Here is a 13610-nt window from a genome sequence, read left to right as displayed (position 1 = left end):
CACGGCCCCGTTGCGACGCTCTCGCGTTCGTACCGGGTTTTGTCACCGGCGCGCGGGTCGCCCCGCCCCGGATCTTTGGCTTGTCGTGCCGCCGCCCGTTAGCCGGAAACAGCGCACGCACGAGTTGCCCGGGCATGCCCGGGCACAAGGGGAAAGAGTACCTACCACAACCGCCCAGGTCAAAACGGAATGGCCCGGCGACTGTCTCACACCCGCCGGCCGGATCTCGTCCTGCCCTGTCGCCCGCGATGGGCACCTACGAATACAAGTGTACCGGCTTCCCCGCAGAAGCACCCATCGCCCCCGGGGGGACCGGAAGCCTTCCGCGGAAAACCCCCGTCAGGTGCCGGATCTATCGGTGAAGACCCTCACGTCAGGGCGAGGAGCAGGGCAAGACCCAGGCCCAGCAGGCTGAGCAGAGCCCCCGCCGCGCCGCAGCTGATCCCGGCCATCGCCAACCCGCGGCCGGTGAACTGGACCGCGGAGGGCGCGGTCGGCCGCCGGATCTGCCTCCGTGCGAGCAGCCCGATGACGACCGCCGCCCCGCCGGCCAGCACACCCAGCGCGGCGAACGCCCCGGAGGCCCAGGCCCCGCCGTCGTTCTTGAAAGCCACTCCGAAGCAGATCACCAGAAGTGAGACCAGAAGTGACGCGATGCCCGCCACCAGCGCCCCGATGGCCAGGCCGGAGGTGACCGGCGCCACGTCCAGGTGCACCACGCCGAACGGCGTACCCGAAACCGCCTCCACCCGCTTCGGCGGCCGGCGTTGGTCGTCGGTGGGCGGCGGTACCGAACGCCCCGGCGTGCCACCCCACCCGGGGCCGTACCCCGGCGGCGGCGGACCCCACCCGTGCGGCGCCCCGGGCCCGGACGACGGCCGGCCCCAGCCGTACGGCGCAGGCTGCCCAGACGAGGGTGGGCCCCACCCGGGCGGCACAGTCGGCCCAGACGATGACGGACCCCACCCAGGCGGCACACTCGGCCCAGACGAGGGCGGCCCCCAGCCGTACGGCACTCCCGGTCCAGCCGCTGGCGGGCCCCAGCCGGGCGGCACGCCCGGCCCGGAGGTGGGCGGGCCCCAGCCCTGCGGCGTCGAGGTCGGTGCGCTGGAGACCGGGTACGGCTGGTCGGAGCCGGGCGTCGCGGTCGTGCCCCAGCCGTTCGGGCCCGAACCGGGGGGCGGCGCCGCAGGGGACGGCGGGCCCGGGGTGGACACCGGTGGGTGCGGCTCGCCGTTCGGACCGGGTCGCGCCCAGTCACTCGGCGGGGATGGCGGAGCCGACGGGTCCGGCGGGCCGGCCGGTTCGTCCGCAGGGGGCCGCGCCGGTTCCGTCACGAGGTCCTCCTGTCGAAAGGCCGCCACCGCCACACGGTGGACACCGGCCAGGCTACCGCCGCGAGCACCGCCGCCCGCGCCGGGCGCGGCCACCGGTGGCTCAGTCCATGTTCGCCGGGTAGTCGTGGCCGAACGGGGCGCCGGCCAACCGGACCACCCCGATGACCACCGCGGCCACCACGCTGACCGCGACCAGCACCAGGCCGGTCCAGGCCATCCACTCCCCCCGTCGCAGCCAGACGCCGCCGGTCAGGAAACCCCCGGAGGCGTACGCCTCGCGGCGCGCCTGCCGGGCCAGTTGCAGGGCCACAGTGGCCGGCACCACGCCACCGATGAACAGCCCGGTCAGCATGCCGAGCAGGCCCAGCGCGAAGACCGCCCGTGCCTTCGTGGCTCGGGCCGGGTCCGGGTCCAGCGGGTGGCGCACGCCCTGCTGGGCGACGGACACCTGCCCGGGTGCGGTCATCATCCCCCCATCATGCCGAACCCGGCCCGGGGGTGGGTGGGCACGGACACGACGAGGCCCCCGGCTTTCACCGGGGGCCTCGTCGTGTGACTGGTGCTTAGCGGTACGACCCGAAGTCGAAGTCGTCCAGCGGCACGGCCTGCCCGCTGGCCGGCCCGAACCCGTAGTCGGTCTCCGGGTAACCGGTCATCGAGTAGACCTTGGCCTTGGCCTCCTCGGTCGGCTCGACCCGGACGTTGCGGTACTTGCTGATGCCCGTACCGGCCGGGATGAGCTTTCCGATGATCACGTTCTCCTTGAGGCCGACCAGCGAGTCGCTGCGCGAGTTGATCGCAGCGTCGGTCAGCACCCGGGTGGTCTCCTGGAAGGAGGCCGCCGAGAGCCAGGAGTCGGTGGCCAGCGAGGCCTTGGTGATACCCATCAGCACCGGACGACCAGCGGCGGGCTCGCCGCCCTCCGAGACGAGCCGGCGGTTCTCCGACTCGAACAGCGCCCGGTCGACGAGCACACCCGGCAGGAACTCGGTCGAGCCGGAGTCGATGACCGTCACCCGCTTGAGCATCTGGCGGATGATGATCTCGATGTGCTTGTCGTGGATGAGCACACCCTGCGAGCGGTAGACCTCCTGGACCTCACTGGTCAGGTGGACCTGGACCGCCCGCGGACCCATGATCCGCAGCAGCTCGTGCGGGTCGATGGTGCCCTCGGTCAGCTTCTCGCCGACCGCGACGTGACCGCCGTCGTGGGTACGGAGCTTGACCCGCTTCGAGATCTTGTCGTAGACGATCTCTTCGCTGCCGTCGTCCGGCACCACGATGATCTTGCGCGAGCGCTCGCCATCCTCGATCCGGATCCGACCGGGGGTGTCGGCAATGGGCGCCTTACCCTTCGGGACCCGAGCCTCGAAGATTTCCTGAACACGCGGCAGACCCTGGGTGATGTCCTCACCCGCGACACCACCGGTGTGGAAGGTACGCATCGTCAGCTGCGTACCGGGCTCACCGATGGACTGGGCGGCGATGATGCCGACCGCCTCGCCGATGTCGACCGACTTACCGGTCGGCAGCGACCGGCCGTAGCAGGCCGCGCAGACGCCCAGCTTCGACTCGCAGGTGAGCACGCTGCGCACCCGGACGGTCTCCACACCAGCGGCGACGATCTTGTCGACCCCGATGGAGTTGATGTCCTGACCGCGCTCGGCGACCACGGTGCCGTCCGGCCCCTTGATGTCGTCGGCGAGGGTCCGGGCGTGCACGCTGGTCTCGGCGTGGGTGTGGACGACGAGCTTGCCGTCCAGCTTCTCGCCGATCTGCATCGGGATCGCCCGGTCGGTGCCGCAGTCCTCTTCGCGGATGATGACGTCCTGCGAGACGTCCACCAGACGACGGGTCAGGTAACCCGAGTCGGCGGTCCGCAGCGCGGTGTCGGCGAGACCCTTACGGGCACCGTGCGTGGAGATGAAGTACTCCAGCACGGACAGACCCTCCCGGTAGCTGGCCTTGATCGGCCGCGGGATGATCTCGCCCTTGGGGTTGGCCACCAGACCACGGATCGCCGCGATCTGCCGGAGCTGGAGCAGGTTACCGCGAGCACCCGAGTTGATCATCTTCCACAGCGGGTTCTCCTGCGGCAGCGCAGTGTCCATCTCCTTGGCGACCTCGTTGGTCGCCTTGGTCCAGATCTCGATGAGCTCGCCGCGACGCTCCTCGGCGGTCATCAGACCACGCTGGTACTGCTTGTCGATCTGGTCGGCGTCCTTCTCGTACTTCGCCAGGATCTCCGCCTTGCGCGGCGGAGCGATGACGTCCTCCATGCCGATCGTCACGCCGGACCAGGTGGCCCAGTGGAAACCGGCCTCCTTGAGCCCGTCCAGGGTGGCGGCCAGCGCCACCTTGGGGAAGCGCTCGGCGAGGTCGTTGACGATCGCGGAGAGCTGACCCTTGCGGATCTCGTAGTTCACGAAGCGGTAGCCCTGCGGCAGCGTCTCGTTGAACAGCACCCGACCCAGCGTGGTCTCCACGGTCAGCGGGTCACCCTCGACCCAGCCCTCCGGGGCGCTCCACGCCTCGGAGCCGTTGCCGTTGTCGACACCAACCACGCCACGCAGGCGGATCTTCACCGGCGCCTGCAGGTGCAGCTCGCCGTTGTCGAAGGCCATCCGCGCCTCGGCGTCCGAGCTGAACGCCCGGCCCTCGCCCTTCTCACCGGCGGTGAGGTGGGTGAGGTGGTACAGACCGATGACCATGTCCTGGGTAGGCATGGTGACCGGCTTACCGTCGGCCGGCTTGAGGATGTTGTTCGACGACAGCATCAGGATCCGCGCCTCGGCCTGAGCCTCGGCGGACAGCGGCACGTGCACCGCCATCTGGTCACCGTCGAAGTCGGCGTTGAACGCCGTGCAGACCAGCGGGTGGATCTGGATCGCCTTGCCCTCGACCAGCTGCGGCTCGAAGGCCTGGATGCCCAGGCGGTGCAGGGTCGGTGCGCGGTTGAGCAGCACCGGGTGCTCGCCGATGACCTCTTCCAGCACGTCCCACACGACCGGGCGCTGACGCTCGACCATCCGCTTGGCGGACTTGATGTTCTGTGCGTGGTTGAGGTCGACCAGCCGCTTCATCACGAACGGCTTGAACAGCTCCAGCGCCATCTGCTTGGGCAGACCGCACTGGTGCAGCTTGAGCTTCGGGCCGACCACGATGACCGAACGGCCGGAGTAGTCGACGCGCTTGCCCAGCAGGTTCTGGCGGAACCGGCCCTGCTTGCCCTTGAGCATGTCGGACAGCGACTTCAGCGGGCGGTTACCCGGGCCGGTGACCGGCCGGCCGCGACGGCCGTTGTCGAACAGCGCGTCGACGGCCTCCTGGAGCATCCGCTTCTCGTTGTTGACGATGATCTCGGGCGCGCCGAGGTCGATCAGCCGCTTGAGGCGGTTGTTCCGGTTGATCACGCGGCGGTACAGGTCGTTCAGGTCCGAGGTGGCGAAGCGGCCACCGTCGAGCTGCACCATCGGGCGCAGGTCCGGCGGGATGACCGGGACGCAGTCCAGCACCATGCCGAGCGGCGAGTTGCGGGTGTTCAGGAACGCCGCGACGACCTTGAGTCGCTTGAGCGCCCGGATCTTCCGCTGGCCCTTGCCGGACCGGATGGTCTCCCGCAGGCTCTCGGCCTCGGCGTCGAGGTCCATGTTCTGGACCAACGCCTTGATCGCCTCGGCGCCCATGGACCCGGTGAAGTACTCACCGAACCGGTCGCGCAGCTCGCGGTAGAGCAGCTCGTCGGTGACCAGCTGCTTCGGCTCCAGCTTGCGGAAGGTGTCCAGCACCTCGTCCAGGCGGTCGATCTCGCGCTGGGCCCGGTCGCGGATCTGGCGCATCTCGCGCTCTCCGCCCTCCTTGACCTTGCGCCGGACGTCCGCCTTGGCACCCTCGGCCTCCAGCTCGGCCAGGTCGGCCTCGAGCTTGGCGGCCCGCTTCTCGATCTCCGAGTCGCGGCTGTTCTCGGACTGCCGCTTCTCGGCCAGGATCTCGTTCTCGATCGTCGAGAGGTCACGGTGACGCGACTCCGCGTCAACGCTCGTCACGACGTACGAGGCGAAGTAGATGATCTTTTCGAGGTCCTTGGGGGCGAGGTCCAGCAGGTAGCCCAGCCGGCTCGGAACGCCCTTGAAGTACCAGATGTGGGTCACCGGAGCGGCGAGCTCGATGTGCCCCATCCGCTCACGACGGACCTTGGAGCGAGTCACCTCAACGCCGCAGCGCTCACAGATGATGCCCTTGAACCGAACGCGCTTGTACTTACCGCAGTAGCACTCCCAGTCCCGCTGCGGACCGAAGATCTTCTCGCAGAAGAGCCCGTCCTTTTCCGGCTTCAGGGTGCGGTAGTTGATCGTCTCAGGCTTCTTGACCTCGCCGTGCGACCACTGACGGATGTCGTCGGCGGTGGCGAGACCAATGCGCAGCTCGTCGAAGAAGTTGACGTCGAGCACTATGTCCCCTATGTCGTCGTCTGTACTGCTAATTCTCGGGTGGGGTCGGGAGCCGGCGAGCCGGCCCCCGACCACTCACCTCAGACCTCTTCGACCGAGCTCGGCTCGCGCCGGGACAGGTCGATGCCCAGCTCCTCAGCGGCCCGGAACACCTCGTCGTCGGTCTCGCGCATTTCCAGGGCCACACCGTCGCTGGAGAGCACCTCAACGTTGAGGCACAGCGACTGCAGCTCCTTGAGCAGCACCTTGAACGACTCCGGGATGCCCGGCTCCGGGATGTTCTCGCCCTTGACGATGGCCTCGTAGACCTTCACTCGGCCGAGCACGTCGTCGGACTTGATCGTGAGCAGCTCCTGCAGGGCGTAGGCAGCGCCGTACGCCTGCATCGCCCAGCACTCCATCTCACCGAAACGCTGACCACCGAACTGCGCCTTACCACCCAGCGGCTGCTGCGTGATCATCGAGTACGGTCCGGTCGAACGAGCGTGGATCTTGTCGTCGACCAGGTGGTTGAGCTTCAGGATGTAGACGTAGCCGACCGCGATCGGGTCCGGCAGCGGCTCGCCGGAACGACCGTCGAACAACTGCGCCTTGCCGGTACGACCGATCAGCTGCTTGCCGTCCCGGTTGGGCAGGGTCGACTCGAGGAGACCGGAGATCTCCTCCTCGCGGGCACCGTCGAAGACCGGGGTGGCCACGTTGGTGTCACCCTCGGACTCGTGCGCGTCGATCGAGCGGAGCTGGCGCTTCCAGTCGGCGTCGTCACCCTCGACCTTCCAACCGGTCTTGGCGACCCAACCGAGGTGGGTCTCCAGCACCTGGCCGATGTTCATCCGGCTCGGCACACCGAGCGGGTTGAGCACGATGTCGACCGGGGTGCCGTCCTCGAGGAACGGCATGTCCTCGATCGGCAGGATCTTCGAGATGACACCCTTGTTGCCGTGCCGGCCGGCGAGCTTGTCGCCGTCCTGGATCTTGCGCTTCTGGGCGACGTAGACCCGGACCAGCTCGTTGACACCCGGCGGCAACTCGTCGCCGTCCTCGCGTGAGAACGTGCGCACACCGATGACCGTGCCGGTCTCGCCGTGCGGCACCTTCAGCGAGGTGTCCCGAACCTCACGCGCCTTCTCACCGAAGATCGCGCGGAGCAGGCGCTCCTCCGGGGTCAGCTCGGTCTCGCCCTTGGGCGTGACCTTGCCGACCAGGATGTCGCCGGGGACGACCTCGGCGCCGATCCGGATGATGCCGCGCTCGTCGAGGTCAGCGAGCATTTCCTCGCTGACGTTCGGGATGTCGCGGGTGATCTCCTCCGGGCCGAGCTTGGTGTCCCGGGCGTCGACCTCGTGCTCCTCGATGTGGATCGAGGTGAGCACGTCCTGCTGCACGAGGCGCTGCGACAGGATGATCGCGTCCTCGTAGTTGTGGCCCTCCCAGCACATGAACGCCACCAGCAGGTTGCGTCCGAGTGCCATCTCGCCCTCGTCGGTGCACGGACCGTCGGCGATGACCTGACCGGCCTCGACGCGGTCGCCCTCGAAGACGACCGGCTTCTGGTTGACGCAGGAGCCGGCGTTGGAGCGGCGGAACTTGTGCAGCAGGTACGTCCGGCGGTGGCCGTCATCCTGGTGGATGGTGACGTAGTCGGCGCAGAGATCCTCGATCACACCGCCGACCTCGGCGACCACCACGTCGCCAGCGTCGACCGCGGCCCGGTACTCCATGCCCGTACCCACGAGCGGCGCCTCGGCCTTAACCAGCGGCACCGCCTGGCGCTGCATGTTCGCGCCCATCAGTGCCCGGTTGGCGTCGTCGTGCTCAAGGAACGGGATCATGGCGGTCGCGACCGAGGTCATCTGCCGGGGCGAGACGTCCATGTAGTCGACGGCACCGGGGACGACGTCCTCGGTCTCGCCGCCCTTACGACGGCAGAGCACCCGGTCCTCGGCGAACGTGCCGTCAGCCTTCAGGCGCGCGTTGGCCTGGGCCTTGACGAACCGGTCCTCCTCGTCCGCGGTCAGGTAGTCGATCTGGTCGGTGACCCGACCCTCGACGACCTTCCGGTACGGCGTCTCGATGAAGCCGAACGGGTTGACCCGGGCGAAGGTGGACAGCGCGCCGATCAGGCCGATGTTCGGGCCTTCCGGCGTCTCGATCGGGCACATCCGGCCGTAGTGGGACGGGTGCACGTCGCGGACCTCGAAGCCGGCCCGCTCCCGGGACAGACCACCCGGGCCGAGCGCGCTCAGCCGACGCCGGTGGGTCAGGCCCGCCAGCGGGTTGGTCTGGTCCATGAACTGGGACAGCTGGGACGTCCCGAAGAACTCCTTGATCGCCGCCACCACCGGGCGGATGTTGATCAGGGTCTGCGGGGTGATCGCCTCGACGTCCTGCGTGGTCATCCGCTCGCGGACGACCCGCTCCATCCGGGACAGGCCGACCCGAACCTGGTTCTGGATCAGCTCGCCCACGGTACGAAGGCGCCGGTTGCCGAAGTGGTCGATGTCGTCGGCCTCGTAGCCGTCCTCACCGGCGTGCAGCCGGCACAGGTACTCCACGGTGGCGACGATGTCGTCCTCGGTCAGCGTGCCGGTGGTGATCGGCACGCCAACTTCGAGCTTCTTGTTGAACTTGTAGCGCCCGACCTTGGCGACGTCGTACCTCTTCGGGTTGAAGAAGAGGTTGTCGAGCAGGGTCTGGGCGTTCTCGCGCGTCGGCGGCTCGCCAGGGCGCAGCTTGCGGTAGATGTCGAGCAGAGCCTCGTCGGCGCCGGCGATGTGGTCCTTCTCGAGCGTGGTCATCATCAGCTCGGACCAGCCGAACTTCTCACGGATCCGCTCGGCCGACCATCCGATGGCCTTGAGCAGGACGGTGACGGCCTGCCGACGCTTGCGGTCGATACGTACACCGACCGTGTCGCGCTTATCGATGTCGAACTCCAGCCAGGCACCCCGACTCGGGATGACCTTGACGCTGGAGAGGTCGCGGTCGGAGGTCTTGTCCGGCTGCTTGTCGAAGTACACGCCCGGAGACCGGACGAGCTGGCTGACCACGACGCGCTCGGTGCCGTTGATGACGAAGGTGCCCTTGGGCGTCATCATCGGGAAGTCACCCATGAACACCGTCTGGCTCTTGATCTCGCCAGTGGTGTTGTTGGTGAACTCCGCGGTCACGAAGAGCGGAGCGCAGTAGGTCAGGTCCTTCTCCTTGCACTCCTCGATCGAGGCCTTGACCTCGTCGAAGCGCGGCGCTGAGAAGGAGAGCGACATGGTGCCGGAGAAGTCCTCAATGGGACTGATCTCTTCAAGGATCTCCGCGAGACCCGATCGTGCGTGCGGGTCGTCCGCCGACCGGCCCTGCCAAGCCTCGTTGCCGACGAGCCAGTCGAAGGACTCGTTCTGAATGGCAAGGAGGTTGGGGACCTCGAGGTGTTCGGTGATCCTGCCGAATGAAACTCGGCGGGGAGCGAATGCGCTCGACGTACGACTGGTCTTCGCAGGGCGGGAAGCTGCCAAGATGCGTCCTTCCGAGGACCGGTGCTGCAGAACGGCTGGTACGCGTGCACTCCAATGACCCCACCAGAAATATCCGTAAACGGACATTTCCAAGCAGGGGTCAAGTCGGAAGGCAGCGCAAACTAGCAGTGTAGCCGAGAGGCTAACCGCTGTCCAGCCCACCCCGCAGGTTGTTTGCGGAGCGCGCCTCGGCCCCCGTCAACCGGGGTCTGCCGGGCCGCTCAGAACGCAACTCCCCACTGGGCCGCTCGGGTTACAGCGGCCGATGGTGCCGTCGCTGTCATACCCACGTCGTGGCCGTCGCAAGCGCGGTGTCTTGCTGGTGTCAGCGTGCCTGGCAGCCCCGGGCCGCGTCAAGGGCCGGTATCCGGGTTGTCCCTTGTTTCCCACTGGAGGGCGACCCGCCACGCTCGTTCGGGTCAAGGGTACCCATGGTTTGGAGCCCAGCTCAGGACCTGGCGCAGCCAGATCCACCAACACGGCGGGCGGTGATCCGTGTCGGATCACCGCCCGCCGTGACGCGATGGTGTCCCAGCTCACGAGCCGGGTACGCGTTGGTGGAACGTCAGGTCACTTGAGGGTGACCTTGGCGCCCTCACCCTCGAGCTTGGCCTTCGCCTTGTCGGCGGTCTCCTTGTTGACCTTCTCCAGGATGGCCTTCGGCGCGGACTCGACCGCGTCCTTGGCCTCCTTGAGGCCCAGGCCGGTCAGCTCACGCACGACCTTGATGACCTGGATCTTCTTGCCACCGTCAGCCTCGAGGATGACGTCGAACTCGTCCTGCTCCGGCTCGGCCTCGGCCGCAGCGCCGCCGCCGCCGCCACCCTGGGCGATCGCGACCGGAGCGGCAGCGGTGACCTCGAAGGTCGTCTCGAACTGCTTCACGAACTCAGAGAGCTCGATCAGCGTCATCTCCTTGAACGCGTCGAGCAGCTCGTCGGTGCTGAGCTTCGCCATATCTGGCGTCCTTTCCTGATTCTGTTAAGTAAGAACTGGTGCGCCGTGGGGGCCTCAGGCCGCCTCGGCGCCCTCCTTCTCGCGCTTGTCCTGCAGTGCAGCCGCCAGACGGGCGGTCTTCGACAGCGGGGCCTGGAACAGGGCCGCGGCCTTGCTCAGGTTGCCCTTCATCGCGCCGGCCAGCTTGGCCAGCAGCACCTCGCGGGACTCCAGGTCGGCGAGCTTCGTGACCTCGGCCGCGGTGATGGCCTTGCCCTCGAAGACACCGCCCTTGATGACGAGCTTCGGGTTGGCCTTCGCGAAGTCGCGAAGCCCCTTCGCCGCCTCGACGACGTCGCCCGAAACGAAAGTCAGCGCGGTAGGACCGGTGAACAGCTCGTCGAGGCCGGTGATGCCCGCGTCCGTCGCAGCACGCTTGGCCAGCGTGTTCTTCGCGACCGTGTAGCTGGTATCGGCGCCGAGCGAGCGCCGAAGCTGGGTGAGCTGGGAAACCGTCAGACCGCGGTACTCGGTCAGCACGGTGGCGCCCGAGCTGCGGAAGCTCTCGGTCAGCTCAGCGACGGCCGTGGCCTTGTCGGCCCGGATCGGCTTGTCCGCCATGTCCCTCCTCTCTCGTTACTCGAGGCTGGTCCCCGTCTCGGCCGAAGCCGGAACGGGGGCGGAGGCAGCGCGACAACGAAAAAGCCCCGGCGCAGGGCGCACGGGGCGAGGGCCGGCGGATCGTCATGGTCGGCGGACCATGCTCACTGCCGAGTTACGCTTGCCGCCCTACGCGGGTCGCCCGTTGTCGCGGGACCTTCGACCGTGCCGAAGCACGGTGACCAGCGGTCTCTGGGTGGTTCCTCATCCATGAGAACACGGATGACGGTTGAACAGTACGCGCCCCGACCAGCAGCACCAAATCGCGCCCGGTGAGCCACGTCACCCGTACCGATGCCGGTCAGCCCTGGGCCCGCCGGCGCGACAGGTAGCCGCCGACGACAGCGGCGCTCCAGGCCAGCGCCCACCCGCTCAGCCCCAGCAGGGTCAGCGCGGCCGCGTCGCCGGCGGTGGTGCGAGCGGCCGCCATGATCGGCGGTGCCAGCCAGGGAGCCACCGAGCCGGTCAGGCCGAACACCACCGCGCCGACCCCGCCGAGGGCCAACACCGCGACGCCGTACCCGGCGCCACCCACCGACGCCCGACTGGCCAGCGCCCCAAGAGCAACCGCAGCGGGTACGACCAGCAGGTGCGCCCACAATCCCAGGGCGAGCCCGACCGGAATCGACCGGTCCCCCGGGTCGACCGGGCCGGACACCCCGCCGACCAGCCACGGAAAGAGCAGCGCGACGGCCACCGTCACCAGCGCCGCCACCGCGGCGGCGAGCAGCCCGGCCGAACGCTCCCGCGCCACCCCGACCGTCACCTGCGCCAGCCGACGTTGCACGTCCGGCTCGACGTCCAACAGGATCTTGGTCTGCCAGGCGAGCACCGGGAAGAGCACGACCGCGGAGACCCCGTACGCCTCCGCGGGCTGGGCCCGGCCACCGCCGTACAGGGTGCCGAGCGTGATCAGGCCGGCGAGCAACGGCGCCAACGCCCGGCCGGTTCGCAGGAAACCAGCCAGCCGCATCCGGACCAGGGCGGTCACCGGGTCTCCCCCGCTGCCGACTCGACCGCGACGTCAGCGGCCTCCGGCTGCCCCGCTGTCAGCTCCCCGGCCATCCCGAGCGGCGGCTCGGCGGGTCGGGCGGCACCGGCCGACCGGGGCGGCTCGACGGGTAGCGCCTAGGATCCGGCGGTGGAGGCGTCGGAGCGCACCCGCAGCACCTGGTGGCCCTCGGCGCGCAACCGGGCGACGGTGCCGGCGACCCGCGCGGCCGGCACCGCGACCTCGACCACAGCGATCGTCTCGTCCGTCGACGACGTCTCCTCGGAGAGCGAGCCGTCGGCCACCAACCAGCGGCGCGCGGCCGGAAGCCGGACCGTCTCGCCGCGGTGGTCGCTGACCAGGACGGACCCGTCGGCGGCGAGCACCTCGGCGATCAGCTCGGGCACCAACTCACGGGTGGCGGCGTCCAGGCCCTCCCACGGCTCGTCGAGCACCAGCAGGCCCGGTGGGCGCAGCAGCGCCTGGGCGAGGCCGACCTTCTGCGCGGTGCCCTTGGACAGCTCCGGCAACCGGACCGAGTGGAAGGCGGCCAGCCCGAGCCGGTCCGTCCAGGAGGTCACCGCCTCGTCGGCCGCAGCCCTGCTCAGCCCCGCCACCCGGGCCATCCCGGTCAGATAGCGGGTCACAGTGAACGGTTGGTCCGCGGGGAAACGCTCCGGCACCCAACCCACCCGTGCCGGCCGGTCAGTGACCCGGCCCCGGCCCGGGCGGAGGACCCCCGCGGCCACCTGGAGCAGTGTCGACTTGCCCACCCCGTTGCGGCCCAGCACGATCGCCACCTCGCCGGGACCGATCCGCACGTCGATGCCCTGCAGCACCCACGGCCCCCGCCGGTGGTACCGCAACCAGACGTTCTCCAGCCGCATGGCGTCGAGCCTGCCACACCTGGAACGCGCCGGGGCGCCGCCACTGTCGTGGCGGCGCCCCGGCGGAGCGATCTGTCGACTCAGGCGTCGGCCTGGTCCTCCCGAAGGTTCTTCACCAGGTTCGGGTCGACCGGGACGCCCGGGCCCATCGTGGTGGTCAGGATGACCTTGCGCAGGTACTTGCCCTTGGCCGCGGACGGCTTGGCACGCAGCACCTCGTCGAGCACCGCAGCGTAGTTGTCCACCAGCTGGGTCTCCGTGAAGGAGGCCTTGCCGATGATCAGGTGCAGGTTGGAGTGCTTGTCCACCCGGAAGGTGATCTTGCCGCCCTTGATGTCCTGCACCGCCTTGGTGACGTCCATCGTCACCGTGCCGGTCTTCGGGTTCGGCATGAGACCGCGCGGGCCCAGGATCCGCGCGATCCGGCCGATCTTGGCCATCTGGTCCGGCGTGGCGATCGCCGCGTCGAAGTCAAGCCAACCACCCTGGATGCGGGCGACCAGCTCATCGGTGCCCACCTCGTCCGCACCCGCGGCGGCGGCCTCTTCGGCCTTCGCGCCGCTGGCGAACACGATCACGCGGGCGGTCTTACCGGTGCCGTGCGGCAGGTTGACCACGCCGCGGACCATCTGGTCCGCCTTGCGGGGGTCGACGCCGAGGCGCATGGCGACCTCGACCGTGGCGTCGAACTTGACGTTGGTGGTCTCCTTGGCCAGCTTCACGGCCTCGGTGGGGGTGTAGAGCTTCGACCGGTCGATGACATCGGCGGCCTTGCGGTAGCTCTTGCTGCGCTGCATTGCTGATTACTCCTGTGGTCTCTGGCGGGCCGCTCGGCG

General features: G+C 68.9%; 9 protein-coding genes. All 9 read right to left on the bottom strand.

The features are described from left to right. Positions 1 to 368: 368 nt before the first annotated feature. Positions 369 to 749: a hypothetical protein gene (locus FB453_RS13550; protein WP_091402407.1), complete on the bottom strand. Its 381-nt coding sequence runs from the start codon at positions 747 to 749 to the stop codon at positions 369 to 371. 688 nt (positions 750 to 1437) lie between these two features. Beyond that, positions 1438 to 1806: a hypothetical protein gene (locus FB453_RS13545; protein WP_145790309.1), complete on the bottom strand. Its 369-nt coding sequence runs from the start codon at positions 1804 to 1806 to the stop codon at positions 1438 to 1440. Between the two features lie 94 nt (positions 1807 to 1900). Next, on the bottom strand, positions 1901 to 5788 hold the full coding sequence (locus tag FB453_RS13540) for a DNA-directed RNA polymerase subunit beta' (RefSeq protein WP_091402411.1): 3888 nt from the start codon (positions 5786 to 5788) through the stop codon (positions 1901 to 1903). A gap of 80 nt (positions 5789 to 5868) precedes the next feature. Continuing rightward, positions 5869 to 9300, bottom strand: a complete 3432-nt coding sequence (gene rpoB / locus FB453_RS13535; RefSeq protein WP_091402413.1) for a DNA-directed RNA polymerase subunit beta — start codon at positions 9298 to 9300, stop codon at positions 5869 to 5871. Between the two features lie 570 nt (positions 9301 to 9870). Continuing rightward, positions 9871 to 10257, bottom strand: coding sequence for a 50S ribosomal protein L7/L12 (rplL, locus tag FB453_RS13530; RefSeq protein ID WP_091402415.1), 387 nt, complete (start codon positions 10255 to 10257; stop codon positions 9871 to 9873). A gap of 54 nt (positions 10258 to 10311) precedes the next feature. Next, on the bottom strand, positions 10312 to 10857 hold the full coding sequence (gene rplJ / locus FB453_RS13525; protein ID WP_112584808.1) for a 50S ribosomal protein L10: 546 nt from the start codon (positions 10855 to 10857) through the stop codon (positions 10312 to 10314). Between the two features lie 340 nt (positions 10858 to 11197). After that, positions 11198 to 11887, bottom strand: coding sequence for a hypothetical protein (locus FB453_RS13520; protein ID WP_145790307.1), 690 nt, complete (start codon positions 11885 to 11887; stop codon positions 11198 to 11200). A gap of 137 nt (positions 11888 to 12024) precedes the next feature. After that, entirely contained in the window at positions 12025 to 12774 is a 750-nt protein-coding gene (locus FB453_RS13515; protein WP_145790305.1) for an ATP-binding cassette domain-containing protein, read from the bottom strand. 80 nt (positions 12775 to 12854) lie between these two features. Next, positions 12855 to 13571, bottom strand: a complete 717-nt coding sequence (gene rplA, locus FB453_RS13510) for a 50S ribosomal protein L1 (RefSeq protein ID WP_112584802.1) — start codon at positions 13569 to 13571, stop codon at positions 12855 to 12857. Positions 13572 to 13610: the final 39 nt, after the last annotated feature.

The organism is Micromonospora sp. CNZ322 (assembly GCF_007827755.1).
Note: the sequence above shows the minus strand (reverse complement) of the source record. Positions and strands in the feature narration are given on the sequence as shown.

Excerpts from the sequence above, each read along its gene's own strand:
- FB453_RS13545 (WP_145790309.1), bottom strand. The coding sequence starts at position 1,806 with ATGATGACCGCACCCGGGCAGGTGTCCGTCGCCCAGCAGGGCGTGCGC.
- rplL (WP_091402415.1), bottom strand. The coding sequence starts at position 10,257 with ATGGCGAAGCTCAGCACCGACGAGCTGCTCGACGCGTTCAAGGAGATG.
- rplJ (WP_112584808.1), bottom strand. The coding sequence starts at position 10,857 with ATGGCGGACAAGCCGATCCGGGCCGACAAGGCCACGGCCGTCGCTGAG.
- FB453_RS13515 (WP_145790305.1), bottom strand. The coding sequence starts at position 12,774 with ATGCGGCTGGAGAACGTCTGGTTGCGGTACCACCGGCGGGGGCCGTGG.
- rplA (WP_112584802.1), bottom strand. The coding sequence starts at position 13,571 with ATGCAGCGCAGCAAGAGCTACCGCAAGGCCGCCGATGTCATCGACCGG.